The sequence below is a fragment of the Buchnera aphidicola (Brevicoryne brassicae) genome, assembly GCF_005082825.1.
GTDB classification, from domain to species: Bacteria; Pseudomonadota; Gammaproteobacteria; order Enterobacterales; family Enterobacteriaceae; genus Buchnera; species Buchnera aphidicola_AK.
In genome coordinates this window covers 243,519-262,360 of record NZ_CP034882.1, presented here as the reverse complement: position 1 = coordinate 262,360, position 18,842 = coordinate 243,519, and the positions used below count along the sequence as shown (strand labels likewise).

Annotated in this window: 18 protein-coding genes and 1 pseudogene; 14 read left to right on the top strand and 5 right to left on the bottom strand. The window is 25.5% G+C overall.

Features of this window, described 5'->3' with window-relative positions; all coding sequences use genetic code 11:
• Nucleotides 1–31: 31 nt before the first annotated feature.
• From frr to rpsB, 4 genes are all read right to left on the bottom strand, one after another.
• Nucleotides 32–589, bottom strand: coding sequence for a ribosome recycling factor (gene frr, locus D9V66_RS01200; RefSeq protein ID WP_158365631.1), 558 nt, complete (start codon nucleotides 587–589; stop codon nucleotides 32–34).
• Between the two features lie 78 nt (nucleotides 590–667).
• Nucleotides 668–1,396 carry a UMP kinase gene (pyrH, locus tag D9V66_RS01195; protein WP_158365630.1) on the bottom strand — a complete coding sequence of 243 codons (729 nt, stop codon included), beginning with the start codon at nucleotides 1,394–1,396 and terminating at the stop codon, nucleotides 668–670.
• 89 nt (nucleotides 1,397–1,485) lie between these two features.
• The gene (tsf, locus tag D9V66_RS01190; protein WP_158365629.1) at nucleotides 1,486–2,295 is read right to left on the bottom strand and encodes a translation elongation factor Ts; all 810 of its coding nucleotides are present in this window, start codon (nucleotides 2,293–2,295) and stop codon (nucleotides 1,486–1,488) included.
• Between the two features lie 85 nt (nucleotides 2,296–2,380).
• Complete coding sequence (gene rpsB, locus D9V66_RS01185; RefSeq protein ID WP_158365628.1) at nucleotides 2,381–3,118, bottom strand: 30S ribosomal protein S2; 738 nt, start codon at nucleotides 3,116–3,118, stop codon at nucleotides 2,381–2,383.
• 263 nt (nucleotides 3,119–3,381) lie between these two features.
• On the opposite strand from rpsB, the gene map reads away from it, so the two are divergent.
• Together map and dapD are read left to right on the top strand one after the other, a co-directional pair.
• A complete protein-coding gene (gene map / locus D9V66_RS01180; protein WP_158365627.1) occupies nucleotides 3,382–4,179 on the top strand; it encodes a type I methionyl aminopeptidase in 798 nt (265 codons plus the stop codon).
• Between the two features lie 66 nt (nucleotides 4,180–4,245).
• Nucleotides 4,246–5,061, top strand: a complete 816-nt coding sequence (gene dapD / locus D9V66_RS01175) for a 2,3,4,5-tetrahydropyridine-2,6-dicarboxylate N-succinyltransferase (protein WP_158365626.1) — start codon at nucleotides 4,246–4,248, stop codon at nucleotides 5,059–5,061.
• A gap of 51 nt (nucleotides 5,062–5,112) precedes the next feature.
• On the opposite strand, the gene degP is transcribed toward dapD, so the two are convergent.
• A complete protein-coding gene (degP, locus tag D9V66_RS01170; RefSeq protein ID WP_158365625.1) occupies nucleotides 5,113–6,543 on the bottom strand; it encodes a serine endoprotease DegP in 1,431 nt (476 codons plus the stop codon).
• Between the two features lie 512 nt (nucleotides 6,544–7,055).
• On the opposite strand from degP, the gene D9V66_RS01165 reads away from it, so the two are divergent.
• From D9V66_RS01165 to murD, 12 genes and pseudogenes are all read left to right on the top strand, one after another.
• Nucleotides 7,056–7,880 carry an FAD:protein FMN transferase gene (locus tag D9V66_RS01165; RefSeq protein WP_261979332.1) on the top strand — a complete coding sequence of 275 codons (825 nt, stop codon included), beginning with the start codon at nucleotides 7,056–7,058 and terminating at the stop codon, nucleotides 7,878–7,880.
• 279 nt (nucleotides 7,881–8,159) lie between these two features.
• Entirely contained in the window at nucleotides 8,160–9,875 is a 1,716-nt protein-coding gene (gene ilvI, locus D9V66_RS01160) for an acetolactate synthase 3 large subunit (RefSeq protein ID WP_158365624.1), read from the top strand.
• Between the two features lie 4 nt (nucleotides 9,876–9,879).
• The gene (gene ilvN / locus D9V66_RS01155; protein ID WP_158365623.1) at nucleotides 9,880–10,356 is read left to right on the top strand and encodes an acetolactate synthase small subunit; all 477 of its coding nucleotides are present in this window, start codon (nucleotides 9,880–9,882) and stop codon (nucleotides 10,354–10,356) included.
• Between the two features lie 202 nt (nucleotides 10,357–10,558).
• Nucleotides 10,559–11,497, top strand: coding sequence for a 16S rRNA (cytosine(1402)-N(4))-methyltransferase RsmH (gene rsmH / locus D9V66_RS01150; protein ID WP_158365622.1), 939 nt, complete (start codon nucleotides 10,559–10,561; stop codon nucleotides 11,495–11,497).
• Nucleotide 11,498: 1 nt separating this feature from the next.
• Nucleotides 11,499–11,753 (top strand): cell division protein FtsL, encoded by a 255-nt coding sequence (ftsL, locus tag D9V66_RS01145; RefSeq protein WP_158365621.1) that lies wholly within the window; start codon nucleotides 11,499–11,501, stop codon nucleotides 11,751–11,753.
• An 86-nt stretch (nucleotides 11,754–11,839) separates the two neighbouring features.
• The gene (gene ftsI / locus D9V66_RS01140) at nucleotides 11,840–13,555 is read left to right on the top strand and encodes a peptidoglycan glycosyltransferase FtsI (protein ID WP_158365620.1); all 1,716 of its coding nucleotides are present in this window, start codon (nucleotides 11,840–11,842) and stop codon (nucleotides 13,553–13,555) included.
• Nucleotides 13,556–13,578: 23 nt separating this feature from the next.
• Entirely contained in the window at nucleotides 13,579–15,093 is a 1,515-nt protein-coding gene (gene murE / locus D9V66_RS01135; RefSeq protein WP_261979331.1) for a UDP-N-acetylmuramoyl-L-alanyl-D-glutamate--2,6-diaminopimelate ligase, read from the top strand.
• Nucleotides 15,062–15,835: a Mur ligase family protein gene (locus D9V66_RS03215; protein WP_261979330.1), complete on the top strand. Its 774-nt coding sequence runs from the start codon at nucleotides 15,062–15,064 to the stop codon at nucleotides 15,833–15,835. The genes murE and D9V66_RS03215 overlap by 32 nt, the downstream gene beginning before the upstream one ends.
• A pseudogene (locus tag D9V66_RS03275) lies at nucleotides 15,796–15,879 on the top strand (hypothetical protein); the annotation flags it as partial. The gene D9V66_RS03215 and the pseudogene D9V66_RS03275, both read left to right, overlap by 40 nt.
• Nucleotides 15,880–15,894: 15 nt before the next feature.
• A complete protein-coding gene (locus tag D9V66_RS03205; RefSeq protein WP_261979329.1) occupies nucleotides 15,895–16,440 on the top strand; it encodes a glutamate ligase domain-containing protein in 546 nt (181 codons plus the stop codon).
• Complete coding sequence (gene mraY, locus D9V66_RS01125) at nucleotides 16,421–17,491, top strand: phospho-N-acetylmuramoyl-pentapeptide-transferase (RefSeq protein ID WP_158365618.1); 1,071 nt, start codon at nucleotides 16,421–16,423, stop codon at nucleotides 17,489–17,491. The genes D9V66_RS03205 and mraY overlap by 20 nt, the downstream gene beginning before the upstream one ends.
• Nucleotides 17,491–18,825: a UDP-N-acetylmuramoyl-L-alanine--D-glutamate ligase gene (murD, locus tag D9V66_RS01120; protein WP_158365617.1), complete on the top strand. Its 1,335-nt coding sequence runs from the start codon at nucleotides 17,491–17,493 to the stop codon at nucleotides 18,823–18,825. The genes mraY and murD overlap by 1 nt, the downstream gene beginning before the upstream one ends.
• The last annotated feature ends 17 nt before the right edge of the window (nucleotides 18,826–18,842 follow it).

Here is an 18,842-nt window from a genome sequence, read left to right as displayed (position 1 = left end):
TTAAGAAAATAATTTATAGTTTTAAAAAAACTTAAACTTTCATTAGTTCTATTTCTTTTTTTAATAAAATCGATTCTATTTCTTTAACATATTCGTTAGTCATTGTTTGTATTTTAATTTGTGCAAGACGCTCTTCATCTTTACTAATAATTTTTTCTTTAATTAATTTCTTAATTTTATCATTTGAATCTCTACGAATATTACGAACACAAATACGACTGTTTTCAGCGTCATTTCGAATAACTTTAATTAAATTTTTCCTTCTTTCTTCTGTTAATGCTGGTACTTTGATAATAATATCTTTACCATTTAAAATCGGATTTAAATCAAGATTTGCATTTAAAATAGATTTTTTAATTAAAGGTGTCACAGAACTATCAAAAACATTAATTCTAAGAGAATGAGAATCTTCAACTATAATATTAGCAACTTGACGCAAAGCAGTTTTAACACCAAAATATTCAATATAAATATTATTTAAAAGTAATGGAGATGCTCGACCTATTCTAATGTTGTTAACATTATTTTGAAATATTTGAATACATGCCTTCATTCGCTCATCACTATTTATATTAATTTTATTAATCACGTTTTTACCTATAAAATATATTTTTGTATTATATCAGATTATTAATTTGTAAAATTGTATTATTTTTAAAATAAATTTTTATCCAGTAATAAGTGTGCCTTCGTTACTACCCATAACAATACGATATAAAGATCCAGACTTATTTATATTAAAAACTCGAATGGGTAAATGATAATCTCGAGCGAGTGTAAAAGCAGATAAATCCATTACTTTTAATTCTTTTTGAAGAACTTCTTTATATGTTAGTTTTTTATAAAGTATTGCATTAAAATCTTTTTTTGGATCTGTTGAATATACTCCATCAACTTTTGTGCCTTTTAGAACAATATCAGATTCTATTTCAATACCTCGCAAACATGCTGCTGAATCAGTTGTAAAAAAAGGATTGCCAGTACCTGCAGCAAAAATAACAACAAAATTATTAGATAATAAATTAATTGCTTTTTCGCAAGTATATACTTGACAAATACCATTTAATGGTATTGCAGACATCAAACAAGTTTTAATAGAGGAAATAGAACTGAGTGTATCTTTCATTGCTAAACTATTAATGATCGTAGATAATATACCAATATGATCTGATACAACTCGATTTAAACCTAATTCAGATAACTTTTCACCACGAAATAAATTTCCACTACCAATTACTAAACCTACCTGAACTCCAATTTTTACTATAGATTCAATTTCTCTCGCAATTCTTTTTAAAGAACTCATATCAATACCAAATCTATTAACTCCTTGTAATACCTCTCCACTTATTTTTAATAAAATACGTCGATATATAAATTTTTCATTTGCAGACATATTTTTCAACCTAAATGTATTTTTATATTTATAAAAGATTTATTAAATACAATTGTTTGTTTTTAAAATAATTAATATATGGTATCTTTTCAAGAAACTATTTCACCTAATTCAAATCTAAAAAAAGATTTAATATGTCCATTATGTTCATTTAATATATCTTTTACTGTTTTATTAGAATCCATAATAAAACTTTGACTTGTCAATGAAATACTATTAACAAATTTATTCATTCTTCCGTCTATAATTTTATTTAGTATATTAGAAGGTTTATTAAGATTTTTTGCTAATTCTAATTGAATTTGATATTCACGTTGAAAAACTGAATCAGACACATCTTTCGGATGTAAATATTGAGGTTTACTTGCTGCTATATGCATTGCAATATTTTTTAGTATCTTATTATTGTTAAAATCACTGTTAGCATTAACTAATACACCAATTCGAACACCATGAACATAAGAAAGAACATTTTCACCTTTTATAAAACAAAAACGGCGTATGTTAATATTTTCACCTACTTTAAAAATTAAACTTGTTCTTTTTTCTTCAAAAATATTTTTTAATTGTTTAATATCATCTATTTTTTCTTTTAATGCTGTTAGTATAATTTCTTTTCCAAAAGAAATAAATAAATCATCTTTAGATACAAAATCAGTTTCACAATTCAATTCAAGCATAACACCAACGTTATCTTCAGTTCGTGAAAATATTGCACCTTGATTCGTTATATTATTTATTTTTTTTTCGGCACTCATTTTTCCTAATTTTCGTAAATTATCAATTGATAATTCTATATCTCCTTTAGATTCTAATAATGCACGTTTACATTCTAAAAAACCAGCTCCTGTACGAGATCTAAGTTTTTTAATTAGACTAGCAGTAACATTAATTTTCATATTTAATTTCCTTATTTGTTTGTTTAAATGTAAAAATAATTTGAAAAATTTAATTAAAAATTTAAATATGTATTCTATTGAAAATCTATGTTTTTTCAGAATTTATTAATGATTGATCTAACAATGACTCATTGGATAGATTTTGATGATTCACTTTAGAAATACTAAGTGATACAGATTTTAAATATAAAGTTACTGATCTAATAGCATCATCATTTCCTGGTATAACATAATCTACACCATCAGGATTAGAATTGGTATCAACAATAGAAAAAACCGGAATACCTAAATTATTAGCTTCTTTTATCGCAATATGTTCATGAAGAGCATCAATAACAAATAGACAATCAGGCAAACCTCCCATATTTTTAATACCACCTAAACTATTTTCTAGTTTAGATAACTCTCGAGATCTTATCAATGCTTCTTTTTTAGTCAACTGAGAAAAAGTACCATCTTTAGATTCTGTTTCTAAATCTTTTAAACGTTTTATGGATTGTCGAACTGTTTTCCAATTAGTCAACATTCCTCCTAACCAACGATGATTCACATAAAATTGATCGCAATTAATAGCAACTTCTTTTACTCCTTTCCGTGCTGCTCTTTTAGTTCCAACAAATAGTATTCTTCCTTTTCTAAAAGAAATTTTTTTTAATTCATTAAGAGCAAAATTAAACATTGGTAAAGTTTTTTCTAAATTAATAATATGTACTTTATTACGAACACCAAAAATAAAAGGTTTCATTTTTGGATTCCAATAACGCGTTTGATGACCAAAATGCACTCCTGCTTTTAACATATCACGCATTGATACTATTTCCATAGTTACCTCTAAGTCAAAAAAACAAAATTTAAATGATAATACATTAAATATTTTAACGAAAAATTGTAATAATTAAAATATTAAATTTGTATTTTCTTTTATAATAATATATATCATATTTTTATATTAAAAATATTAATAATTATTAATATATTTATATTATAAAACTTAATATCAATTAAAACCTTTTTATAAGAAATTTTAAAGTATAATTTTAATATATCCTAAATTTTAAAAATTGATATAAAAAATGGCTAAATATTATGAGCTATATAATTAAAACAAAATCAGAAATAAAAAAAATGCGAACATCTGGAAAGCTAGCGGCTGAAGTACTTGAAATGATAAAAAAATATCTTCGACCTAATATAAGTACAGAAGATATCAATCAAATTTGTCATGATTATATTATTTATGAAAAAAAAGCTATTCCAGCTTGTTTAGGATATCATGGATTCCCAAAATCTATTTGTACTTCTATCAACGATGTTGTATGCCATGGAATTCCAAATAAAAAAAAAATATTAAAAGAAGGTGATATAATTAATATTGATATTACAATTATTAAAGATAATTACCATGGTGATACTTCAAAAATGTTCCTAATCGGAAAAACAAGTATTTTATCTAAACGTTTATGTAAAATTGCTCAAGAAAGTCTTTATCTTTCTTTAAAATTAATCCGACCAGGAATACCCCTATATAAAATTGGTGAAATTATCCAAAACTATGTTGAAAAAAACAATTTTTCTGTTGTAAAAGAATATTGTGGTCATGGTATTGGTCGTAATTTTCATGAAGAACCGCATATATTACACTACAAAAACAAAGAAAATAATATTCTTTTAAAGAAAGGAATGATTTTTACTATTGAACCAATGATTAATGCTGGAAACCCTCAGGTCCGATGCATGAAAGATGATGGATGGACTGTAAAAACTAAAGATCGTTCTTTATCAGCACAGTATGAACATACTGTATTAGTTACAGACTATGGATGTGATGTCTTAACACGGCGCAATAACGAAAAAATTTCTCAAAAATTATTTAATAAAAATTAAATTTTTATAAAAATCATATTTAAAAATATTTTTTTTTATTAAAAATAAATTAGGTTAAATAACAAAATGCACTTATTAAAAAAAATCATTGAAGAAGCATATACAAAAAAACACAGTATTCATGATATGAATAATGATATCTTGAATGCAGTTGATCATGTAATTCAATTATTAAATAATGGAACAATAAGAATTTCAGAAAAAAAAGATAATAAATGGATTACAAATGAATGGTTAAAAAAAGCAGTTTTATTATACATGTACATAAGAAAAAATAACATTATATCAGATAATCATACGAATTATTATGATAAAATTCCATTAAAATATGAAAAATACGATGCAAATAAATTTAAAAAAGAAAAGATTCGCATAGTACCACCAGCAACAGTTAGATATGGTGCATTTATTAATTGCAATACAGTAGTTATGCCTTCTTATGTAAATATTGGTGCATACATTGATCAAGGAACTATGATTGATACTTGGACTACAGTAGGTTCTTGTGCTCAAATTGGTAAAAATGTACATTTGTCTGGAGGTGTTGGTATAGGAGGTGTTTTAGAACCACTACAAAATAATCCTACAATTATTGAAGATAACTGTTTTATTGGAGCACGTTCAGAAATTGTAGAAGGAGTCATTGTAGGAAAAGGTTCAGTTATTTCTATGGGTGTTTTTATTGGGCAGAGTACTAAAATATACGATAGAGAAAGTGGAATTATTTCTTACGGTAAAATCCCTCCTAATTCCGTAGTAGTTTCTGGAAGTTTACCTTCAAAAGATAAAAGTTATAATCTTTATGCTGCAATTATTGTAAAAAAAGTAGATTCAAAAACATTAAGTAAAACAGAAATTAATCAACTTTTAAGAAAAATATAATAAATAAAGGATAAAATCCGCCCGATTTATTTCGGGCGGAAACACAAGTAATTATTCACTTACCAAGTATATATTATAATTTCCTCGTTTTATACTAAAAACTAATATTTTTGGTTTAGTATTTAAAATTATTCTTAATTCTTGTAAATTTGCTATAGATTTTTGATTTACTGCTATGATAATATCATCTTTCTTGAAACCAATCTTTGAGGCTGCAGTATTTGATTTTACACTTTCTATTTTTACGCCTTTTTCTCCATTTAATAAATAATTACTTAAGTTTGCACCTTCAATTCCTATATAATTATTATCTAAACGCAGATTATTTTTTAAAGAATGTTTTAATTCGACAATTATATTTTTAATTTTTCCTTCTCTAAATATTCCTAATTCCATTTTAGTAGTAACTGGCAAAGAACTAACTTCAGCACGTAAGGCAGAAAAACTAGAAATAGGTTTTTTATTTAAAGAAATAATAATATCACCAGCTTTAATACCTGATTCAAATGCAGAAGAATTAGGTAATACTTGACTTACAAAAGCACCTTTTTGTGCATTTATTTTCATAATTTTTGCTAATTCTGAATTTAATTCCATACCTATTATACCTAATTCTCCTCGTCTCACTTGTCCAAACTGAACCATTTGTGCTGTTAAATTTTTTACCATATTGCCAGGAATAGCAAAACCTATTCCAATATTACCACCATCTGGAGCTAAAATAGCAGTATTAATTCCTATTAATTCACCATTTAAATTAACTAACGCTCCACCAGAATTACCTCTATTAATTGCTGCATCAGTCTGAATAAAATTTTCATAATGTTCAATATTTAATCCACTACGACCTAAAGCAGAAATAATACCTGAAGTAACAGTTTCACCAAGACCATATGGATTACCAATAGCTACAGTATAATCTCCTACGCGTAGAGTATCAGAATCAGCAATTTTTATTGCACTTAAATTATTTGCATCTTTTAATTGTATTAAAGCAATATCAGAACGAGGATCTTTTCCAATTATTTCAGCCTCATAACGACGTCCATCACTTAATTGTACCTGAATTTTATTTGCATGTTCTACAACATGATTATTTGTTACTGCATATCCTTTTTCTGCATTGATAATAACTCCAGAACCTAATGCATGAAAATTTTCATTTGCATTCTCAGAATTCGGATTTACACCACAAAAAGGAGAATGTCGAAACGGTGAATTACCTTGACAAAAGGGGGAATTTTCATCAAAAAATGGACGGAATTGATGAGGTAAACGAGAATTACGTACAACAGTACTACCTTCAATGTTTATACTAATTACCGACGGCATAACTTTTTCTAACATCGGAGCTAAACTAGGAGATGGTGCCCTAGAAAAACTAGTATTTTTATTTAAATCACTTGAAGACATGCCAAAACTTAATAATAAAATTAAAAATAATATTACTTTACTTAAAATTACTGTTTTTACTCTTTTCATTGTTTCTTTCTCATTATTATAATCTAATATATAAATAAAATTTATTTTTTATAATAATTTATTATTAAAAAACGTTTTTTATTATACACTTCATCACTCTTGAACTCCATGGCTCGTTAATATCTAAAAGATAAATATTAGTATTAAAATCTAATTTTAAAAATAGACCATAAAAAATAAAAATTTATTTTTTAAATATTCAAAAAAAATAATGGTTATGATACTTTAAAAAAGTATATAATTTCATTGTTTTATTAGTAAAATATTTTATTCAAAAAAACAGGATTATAATTGTTTATGTTTTTAAAATTTATTTTTAACATTTGTTTATTTACTATAGTTATTTTTACTATTTTTTATAAACAATTTTTAATAATTTCTAAAGAAAAAAAAAATATTACAGTATTAAAAGGCAAAACTATGGGAACATATTGGGAAGTTAAAATTCCTAATTTAAAAAAAAAGTATATATTAAAAATTTAATACAAAAATGCTTAGATAAAGACGAAAAAATGCTTTCTTCTTGGAAAAAAAAATCTATAGTATCTCAATTTAATAAACGTAAAAAAAATGAACTTCAAATAATCAATAAAAATTTTTATCATATTATTTTAAAAGCAGTAGAAATAAACAAAAAAACTAATGGAAAATTAGATATTACAGTTGGTTCATTGATTAATATATGGGGATTTGGAAATAAAGCAAAACCTACTAGATATCCTTCTATTAAAAAAATAAAGAAAAACATTTCTTTTTCAGGAATTCAACACTTAAAAATTATTAAAAATAATTGTAAAACTTATCTAAAAAAAGATATAAATGGCATAGAAATAAATCTTTCCACTCTAGGTGAAGGTTTTGCTACGGATCATTTATCATACATACTTAAAAAAATAGGAATAAAAAATTATACTATTTCCGTTGGAGGAGCAGTCTTAGTAAAAACAGAAAAGAATCGAGAAGAATCAAAAATCATTGCAATTCAAAAACCTACAGATCAAAAACAGTCAGTTCATTTACTAATACATCTAAAAAATAATGCAATTAGTACAGCAGGTACTTATCGTAATTATTATTATCTTAAAGGAAAACGTATTTCACACTTAATTGATCCTAGTACTGGAAAACCTGTAGCACATAACTTAGTGTCAGTTAGTGTTATTTCTTCTAGTGCTTTAGACGCAGATAGTTGGGATACAGGATTACTTATAATGGGATTTAAAAAAGCTAAAAAATTAATATTAAAAGAACAATTAGCTGTTTGTCTTATTACTAAGAAAAAAAATACTTTTTTAACATGGATTTCTCCTCAATTTGAAAAATTTTTAGTTCAATAAAAACAAATTTAAAAACAAATATCATGAATATAAATTACATTTAATACATTCTACTAATTGATAATATCTGATATATTTGTAATAATAAACACTATGTATCATTTATTTTAGCAATATTAATAATACTTATCAAAACTACTACTAAAAACTTTTAAAATTTATTTTTAAAACTCTTATATTAAATAGCGCTAATTTTATCTAGATAAACTACAGGATAAACTGATAGATAGCGAAATAGGAAATAAAACCTAATACTAAATTAGTATCCTGGAGGAGACAATGGAAATATTATCAGGAGCCGAAATGGTCATTCGATCATTAATTAATCAAGGAATTAAGCATATATTTGGTTATCCTGGTGGAGCAGTACTAGATATTTATGATGCTCTAAAAACTATTGGTGGCATTGAACATATTTTAGTAAGACACGAACAAGCGGCAACTCATATGGCTGATGGCTATGCTCGTTCTACTGGTAAAACAGGAGTAGTATTAGTTACTTCTGGACCAGGTGCAACTAATGCTATTACCGGTATTGCTACTGCATATATGGATTCTATTCCCATGGTTGTTATATCGGGTCAAGTAGCTTCTTCATTAATTGGTTACGATGCTTTTCAAGAGTGTGATATGATTGGTATTTCTCGACCAATAGTAAAACATAGCTTTCTAGTAAAAAAAACTGAAGACATACCAGTTGTTTTTAAAAAAGCTTTTTGGCTAGCAGCTAGCGGACGTCCAGGACCAATAGTTATTGATTTACCAAAAGATATTTTAAAAAAAGAAAAAAAAATCTCTTATAAATGGCCAGAAACTATTTATATGCGCTCATACAACCCAACAACTAAGGGACATAAAAGACAAATCAAAAAAGCACTTCATACATTACTAAAAGCTAAAAAACCTGTAATTTATGCTGGTGGTGGAGTAATTAGTTCTCAAAGCAGTAAAGAATTACTTTTATTCGCAGAAAAACTAAATTGTCCTGTTACAACATCTTTAATGGGACTAGGTGCTTTTCCGGGAAATCATTCTCAAAGTATTTCTATGTTGGGTATGCATGGTACTTATGAAGCAAATATGACAATGCATCATGCAGATGTAATTTTTGCAATCGGTGTTCGATTTGATGATAGAACAACAAATAATTTAAAAAAATATTGTCCAAATGCTATTATTCTACATATTGATATTGATCCAACTTCTATTTCCAAAACTGTTTCAGCTAATATACCTATTGTAGGAGATGCAAAATTTGTTTTGCAAAAAATGCTAGAACTCTTAAAAGAAGAAAAACACATCACATCTTTAGAAGATTGGTGGAATTGTATTAAAAAATGGAAAAAAGTTAATAGCTTAAAATATCATCAAAATGATAAAAAAATTAAACCCCAAACAGTTATCGAAACTCTTTTTAACTTAACAAAAGGTAATGCTTATATCACTTCAGATGTAGGTCAACATCAAATGTTTACTGCGTTGTATTATTATTTTGACAAACCTAGACGTTGGATTAACTCAGGAGGATTAGGTACTATGGGATTTGGATTTCCTGCAGCTTTAGGTGTCAAATTAGCTTTACCAAAAGAAACAGTAATTTGTATTACTGGAGATGGTAGTATTCAAATGAACATCCAAGAACTATCTACAGCACGACAATATAATTTGTCAATATTGATATTAAATCTGAATAATTCTTCTTTAGGTATGGTTAAACAATGGCAAGATATGATTTATTCTGGACGACATTCTCATTCTTATATGGATTCACTTCCAGATTTCGTAAAACTAGCAGAATCTTATGGACATATTGGTATTCAAATTACTAAACCTACAGAACTAAAAAATAAATTAAAACTAGCATTGAATAAATTATCTAAGGGAAATTTAGTTTTTGTTGATATCCAAATAGATAACTCTGAGCATGTTTATCCTATGCAAATTCAAGGTGGTGGAATGAATGAAATGTGGCTGAGGAAAAAAGAGGCTTGCTAAAAATATGGGAAGAATTTTATCTATTTTATTAGAAAATGAATCAGGTGCATTATCACGAGTAATAGGACTATTTTCACAAAGAGGATATAATATAGAAACTATTACAGTTGCACCAACTGAAGATTCTACATTATCAAAAATGACTATACAAACAGTCGGAGATGAAAAGAATATTGAACAAATTGAAAAACAACTTCATAAATTAATAGATGTATTAAGAGTAGTACAAATTGGACAACTTTCTCATATAGAACGTGAAATAATGTTATTAAAAGTTCAAATAAATAGTTCTACAAAAAACGATATAAAACATACTACTGAAGTATTTAGAGGACAAATTGTAGATATGACTTCTACAACATATATACTCCAATTATCAGGAACTACAAAAAAATTAGATTCTTTTTTAAAGGTTATACGAAATATATCAGAAATTATCGAAATGACTCGTTCTGGTATTGTTGGTATTTCACGTGGATGATTTTTTATCTTTAATAAAAAATAACTATTTTCTTATTTAAAATACATAACGTCATTATGTACTATAATTGGTAGAAAATATTTATTTTTATTAAAAATTTTTAATTTCATATTAATAATTTATAAAAATTTTATTAAACATGATCATTTCAATAAAATGATCATGTACCACTGACTACTATCTTATATTATAAAAACCCACAATGAATCGTACACTCAAACATATTCCAGTAATGAAAAAAGAATTAATCCAATCTTTAAAAATACACAAAAATGGCATTTATATTGATAGTACATTTGGTGCAGGTGGACATTCAAACGAAATTTTAAAAAATTTAGGAAAAAATGGAAAACTATATTCACTTGATAGAGATCCAATTTCTATTTCTATAGGAAAAAATATCAAAGACTCACGTTTTCATATAATTCATGAAAGATTTTCAAATTTATTAAATTACGCAAAAAACGAAAAAATAATAGGAAAAGTTAATGGAATTATATTTGATTTAGGTGTGTCTTCAATACAAATTGATGACCATAAAAGAGGATTTTCATTTAAAAAAAACGGTCCTTTAGATATGCGTATGAATCCTAATCATGGCATTTCTGCATCAGATTGGTTATTTAAAAGTGATATTAAAACAATAGCTCTAGTTTTAAAAAACTTTGGAGAAGAATTTTTTTCAAAAAAAATAGCTTTTGCTATTAAAAATAGGAATAAAATACAAAAAATAACAAGCACTAAAGAATTATCTGATATTATTAAAAAATCAATACCTATGAAAAATAAATTTAAACACCCGGCAAAAAGAACTTTTCAAGCAATTAGAATTTATATTAATAAAGAACTAGAAGAAATCAAAAAAGCTTTAGATAGTACATTAGAAATATTAAAACCAGGAGGACGTATATCAGTTATCAGTTTTCATTCTTTAGAAGATAGAATAGTAAAACAATTTATGATCAAAAATAGTAGAAGAGCTATTGTTCCATATGGTATGCCAATTACAGAAGAAAAATTAAATAAATTAAATGAATCTAAACTAAAGATTATTAGTCGTATATTACCTACTAAAAACGAAATAAAAAATAATCCTAGAGCAAGAAGCTCAATACTTCGTACCGCAGAAAAAAAAGAATAAAATGAAAATTAAACGTTATGATTTAGTAAAAATAATCACAAATGATTTTATTTTACATGGGAAAGTACATTTAATTTTGTTCATAGCAATTATAATATCTGCCAGTTGTGTTGTAATTACAGTCTACAAAACTCGTCAGCTGATTATACAAGAAGAAAATCTTATTCTTAAAAAACAAAAAAAAAAAAATGAATGGAGAAATTTAATAATTGAAAAAAATGCTTTATCCATTCCATTACATAATCCAAAAAAATGATTTCTATTTAATTGAATTTAAAAAGAAAAATATATTATAAAAAAACTTGATTAAGAAAATATAAATGGATGGATATTATCTAAAAAATGTATAGAAAAAAAAATATCAACTTTTCTAAAGAAAAAAAATTTAAAAAAATAATTTATATCAATTACCGTTTTTTTATGTTATGCGGTTTTATTTTACTATCTTTACTTATTTTAACATTACGTGTATTTTTTTTACAAATAATTAATACAGACAATCTAATAAATGAAGGCGATCGTAGAACATTAAGAATACAGTCTCTACTTAGTACAAGAGGAATTATTAATGATCGATCAGGATATCCATTAGCTGTTACCGTATTAGTTAATGCTATATGTGCAGATCCTACAGTAATAATTAAAGACCAAAAAAACATTAAAAACGATCCACGCTGGAAAGCATTATCAGAAGCTATTTCTATTCCTTTAAAACAAATAAATTTTCATATTAATAAACACAAAAAATCAAAATTTATTTATTTAGCTCGACAAATTACTCCAGAAATTGGAAATTATATTAAAAAATTACAATTATCTGGAGTTTTTTTGCAAAAAGAATCAAAAAGATATTACACTTCTGGAAAAATCGTCTCTCAATTAATAGGAATAACTAATATCGATGGACGAGGAATTGAAGGTATAGAAAAAAGTTTTAATAAACTATTGATAGGAAAACCAGGAAAAAGAAAAATAAGAAAAGATAAGAAAGGACAAGTAATTGAAAAAATATCTTTAATAGATAGATCTATATCTAATAATTTAACATTAAGTATAGATAAAAAATTACAAAATATTGTATATCATAAATTACATGAAGCAGTAAAAAATAATAAAGCTGATTCAGGTACTGCTGTGTTAATTAATATTAAAACTGGTGAAATTTTAGCTATGGCAAATAGCCCTTCATATAATCCAAATAATATAATAAATAGTACTTTAAAAAAAAATATTCGTAATAGAGCAATTACAGATATATTTGAACCTGGTTCAACAATAAAACCAATAGTGATAATGGAAGGATTAAAATTAGGCATAATTAAAGAAAACTCAGTTATCAATACAAAACCATACTTAATAAAAAAACATAAAATAAAAGATGTATCATATTATGACAAACTTACTGTAACTGGAATATTACAAAAATCGAGTAATGTAGGAGTATCAAAAGTTGCATTATCTATACCAACTGCAAAATTAGTTGAAAGTTATATGAAATTTGGACTAGGTAAACCAACTCAATTAGGATTAATTGGAGAACAAAATGGTTTTCTTCCGAAAAAAAAAAACTGGTCTAATTTAGAAAAAGCTACTTTTTCATTTGGATATGGATTAATGGTAACTCCTCTTCAATTAGCAAGACTATATGCAACTATTGGAAGTTATGGAATCTATCGTCCACTTTCTATTATAAAAATTGATACACCAGTACAAGGTAAAAGAATTTTTCCTAAAAAATATGTAAAAAAGGTAATTAAAATGATGGAAAGCGTTGCTCAAAAAGGAGGTGGAGGTATAAAAGCTGCTGTTAAAGGATATCGTGTTGCGATTAAAACAGGGACTGTAAAAAAAGTTGGAATACACGGATATTATATTAATCAATATATAGCTTATACTGCAGGAATAGCACCTTCTAGCAATCCTAAATTCTCATTAGCAGTAATCATTGATAATCCTAAAAAAGGAAAATATTATGGAGGTGCAATTTCCGCTCCAGTTTTTAGTAAAATAATGAAATCAATATTAAAACAGATGCATATAAAAAAAGATAACTTATGAAAAAAAGGCACTAAATGCATAACATGTCGTTAAAATATTTATTGTCACCATGGATAAAAAACGTGCCAAACAAAAATATTTTTAATTTAAATATAGATAGTAGAACTTTAATCAAAGGAAGTTTATTTATAGCAGTTTCAGGAATAAAAAATGATGGTCGTAATTTCATTTTTGAAGCAATCTATAAAAAAGCAGTTGCAATTTTATGCGAAACCAAAAAAAAAGAAAATCATGGAAAATATAAATATATTAATCAAGTTCCTATTATATACTTTTTTCGACTTTCTGAAAACATATCAATGATAGCCGGGCGTTTTTATAAACAACCAGGAAAAAAAATAAAAATAATTGGTATAACTGGAACTAATGGAAAAACTACAGTAACACATTTAATCAATCAATGGAGTGAAATTTTAGGAAATAAAATAGCCACAATTGGCACATTAGGAAATGGTGTTTATAAATCTTTAATTCCCACAAAAAATACAACACCTGATGCTATTTACATACAATCATTTTTACATATGGTATTAGAAAAAAAAATTAAGTTAGTTACAATGGAAGTTTCATCACATGGTTTAGTACAAAATCGTGTTAAAGGTGTTCCCTTTTATATTGCAATATTTACGAATCTTAGTCAAGATCATTTAGATTATCACGAAAATATGCAGAAGTATGAATCAGCAAAATGGTTATTGTTTAGCAACCATATAGTAAAAAAAATTGTGTTAAATGCAAATGATAAATATGGAAAAATTTGGTTAAAAAAATTACTAAATTATTATACTATAGCAGTTACTATTAAAGATGAGAAACAAAGAAAATATTCAAAAAAATGGTTAAATGCTACTCATATTAAATATTACGAAAATCTAATCAATATTACATTTGAATCAAGTTGGGGTGGAGGTAACTTATCATCTTGTTTGATGGGAAAGTTTAACGTTATAAATTTATTGTTATCATTAGCTTGTCTTTTAGAATTGGGTCATAATATATCTAATCTAACTAACACATCACACCAAATAAAACCCATAAACGGTCGAATGCAAACTTTTATTGTTAACAAAAAACCAATATTTATTATTGACTATGCTCATACTCCTGATGCATTAAAGCAAGCACTTACTGCAATTCGTTTACATTATAATCAAAATTATATATGGTGTATATTTGGATGCGGAGGAGAAAGAGACAAAAAAAAACGTCCTTTGATGGGAGCTATCGCAGAAAAAATAGCAGATAAAGTCATTATTACAAATGACAATCCAAGAAATGAAAAAAAAGTAAATATTGTTAATGATATTTTAAGTGGTTGTCAAAAAAAACAAAATATTTTAACCATTTTGGATAGAAAAAAAGCAATATCTTATGCTTTTTATCAAGCGAAATATGATCATATAATTTTTATAGCAGGAAAAGGTCATGAAGAAACACAAATTATTCAAAATAAATATATTAATTATTCAGATAAAAAAATGGTGCTAAATTTATTGGAAAAAAAATATGATTTCTCTGTCCTTAAAAAAAATAGCTAAAATTACCAATGGAAATTTATATGGATCAGACTTGTTAATAGATAAAATAGTTATTGATACTCAAAAAATTACTCCAGGTTGCCTTTTTATTGCATTAATAGGTAAAAAATTTGATGGTCATATCTTTATACAGGATGCTATTTTTAAAGGATGTTCTGCAATTATAACACAAAACAATATAAAATATTGTATTTCTCATATTATAGTAAAAAACACATCTGTTGCTTTAGGACAAATCGCTTCTTGGGTCCGACAATCAACAAATGCAAAAATATTAGCTATTACAGGTTCTTGCGGTAAAACTTCTGTAAAAGAAATGACAGCTTCTATATTAAGACAAAGTGGAAATACAGTATCTACTATTGGTAATTTAAATAACAATATTGGGGTACCTATTACTTTATTACAACTTACAAAAAAACATCAATATGGCGTGATTGAATTAGGTGCTAATCAACCAGGTGATATTTTTTATACTACTAACATCAGTCAGCCAGAAGTTATATTAATAAATAATATTTATTATGCTCATTTAGAAGGATTCAAATCGCTTCTAGGAGTATCTAAAGCCAAATCGGAAATATTTTCTGGTCTTAAATCTAATGGTACAGTCATTATAAACTTAGATAGTCATCATCTTTCACAGTGGAAAAAAAACATAGATAAAAAAAATATTTTATATTTTTCCATCAAAAAAAAAAAATTAGTGATTTTTTTTCTAGTAATGTTAAAATTCATATAAATGGAACATCTTTTACAATACACACACCTTCTGGAAAAATAAATGTTTCATTACCTTTCTTGGGATATCAAAATATCTCTAATGTATTAGCAGCAACTGCTTTGTCTTTTTCCCTTAAAATACCATTAAACAAAATAAAAAATGGATTATTAAAAACTCCTATTCTATCTGGAAGACTAGAACCTATTAAACTTAAATCTCATAAAATTTTAATTAATGATACTTATAATGCTAATGTTTCATCTATGATTTCAGCAATAAAGGTATTAGAAAAAATGCCAGGATATAAAATATTAGTTGCAGGAGACATGTCAGAATTAGGAGAAAAAAGTATTGTATATCATAAAATGATAGGAAATATTTCTAATTCATCTAATATAGATGAAATTCTTACAATTGGTAATATGAGTAAAGAAATAAGTAAAACATTTAACAATGGCACACATTTCTCTAGTAAAAAGCAACTAAACATATATTTAAAAAAATGTTTTTTTAATAAAGATAAAATCACAATTTTAATTAAAGGTTCTCGTAATGCAAAAATGGAAAAAATAGTAGACAATCTTATAAAAGAGAGTAAAAAAAATGTTAATTTTATTGCATAAATACTTAAATTCTTATTTCAACATTATTTATAATATTTCATATCGTGCAGTATTTAGTTTATTAACTTCTTTTTTTATAAATCTATATATCGGACCTTATTTTATATATTTTTTTAGAAAAATACAAAAATATCAAACAATACGAAAAAATGGACCAAAGACACACTATTTAAAAAATAAAACTCCCACTATGGGCGGTTTATTTATTATTATTTCTATAATATTTTCAATATTTCTATACTGCGATCTATCTAATAGATATATTTGGTACATTATGAGTATTTTATTAGGATATGGTTTAATTGGTTTTTTAGATGACTATAAAAAAATAAAAAATGAAAATTCTCAAGGATTAACTATTATATATAAATATTTTTTATTATCTATTTTTGCATTAGGAATTATTTATATAATATATAATAATAGTGAAAATATTATATCAACTCAATTAACAGTTCCGTTATGCAAGAAAAATTTTGAAATTAATTATTTTTATATATTTTTATCTTATTTCGTAATTGTCGGTACTAGTAATGCAGTAAATTTAACAGATGGATTAGATGGTTTGGCCATTATGCCTATTGTTTTTCTAGCATGTGGTTTTACATTAATATCTTTACTAAGTGCAAACGCACAAAATTCTGATTGTTTGAATATATCTTATATAAAAAATTCAGATGAATTAGTTGTATTATGCACAGCAATCATTGGATCAGGATTAGGTTTTTTATGGTTTAATAGTTATCCTGCTAAAATATTTATGGGAGATGTTGGATCGTTATCATTAGGAGGTTCTTTAGGGGTCATTGCAATTTTATTACATCAAGAATTATTATTAATAATAATGGGTGGTGTATTTGTTATTGAAACAATATCTGTTATTTTACAAATTATATCATTTAAAATTAGAAAAAAAAGGATTTTTAAAATGGCACCAATTCATCATCATTATGAAATTAAAGGAATCTTAGAACCTGTAATCATTGTAAGATTTTGGATTATTTCATTAATACTGCTCTTAATAAGTCTTATTTCCTTAAAGGTATGTTAATGGCATATAGTTACTTTGGAAAAAAAATATTAATTTTAGGTATAGGATTAACAGGAATATCATGTATTAATTTTTTTTTAAAAAAAGGTATAATACCAAAAGTAATTGATGAATCTAAATCTCCTGTTTTCTTACATAAAATACCTAAAAACATACAATACCATTTAGGAACTTTAAACCATAAATGGATCTTAGAATCAGATTTAATTATTATTAGTCCAGGAATTTCTTCATTTAAACCTATTTTAGTTCATGCTCGTCTGTTAGGAATTGAAATTATTAGCGATATAGAACTATTCTCTAGAGAAACCATTTGCCCTATTATTTCAATCACTGGTACTAACGGAAAAAGCACCGTAGCCACAATGGTTAAAGAAATTGCAAAACAATCAGGTTACAAAGTATTTTTAGGGGGCAACATCGGTTTTCCTGTTCTGCGAATGCTTGATGAACAAGCAGACTTATATATACTAGAATTATCTAGTTTTCAACTAGAACACACGTTTACTTTAAAATCAAAAATAGCTGTAGTTCTTAATGTTAGTGAAGACCATATTAATCGATATCCGCAAGGATTTAATCAATATAAAAAAACTAAATTGTCTATTTATAAAACAGCAGAAATATGTATTATTAATTTTAAACATAAATTAAAAAATATTTTTGATAATAAAAAATCTAAAAAATGGATTACTTTTGGAACAAAAAAAAGCGATTATCAAGTTTATTACAGTAAAAAAAATTTTATATTATGTCATAATAATAAAAAAATATTTGATGTAAGACAAACATTATTATGTGGTCATCATAATCATGAAAATGCATTAGTTGCTTTAGCTATTTCTGACGCAATGAACTTTCCTAGAAACTGTGTAATCAATACGGTTAAAAAATTTTCAAATTTACCACATCGTTTTCAAATAATATGTAGAAAAAAGGAAATAGATTGGATAAATGATTCTAAATCTACTAATGTAAATAGTACTAAAGTTGCTTTAGATTCTTTACAAACATCAGGAACAATAAGATTATTATTAGGAGGAGATAGTAAATCTGCAAATTTTAATATATTAAAAAATTACTTTAAAAAATTAAAAATAAAAATTTATTGTTTTGGTAAAGATGGAAAAAATCTTGCAAAAATATGTAAAACAAAATCTATTTACGTTGAAACGTTAAGACAAGCAATGATGTTAATTGCAAAACAAGTTGTATCAGGTGATACTGTACTTTTATCTCCTGGCTGCAGCAGTTTAGACCAATTTTCTAATTTTGAAGAAAGAGGTGATCTTTTCATCAAAATAACAAAAGAAATAGTTTCTCAATATACTTAAAAAAAATAAAAAATAGT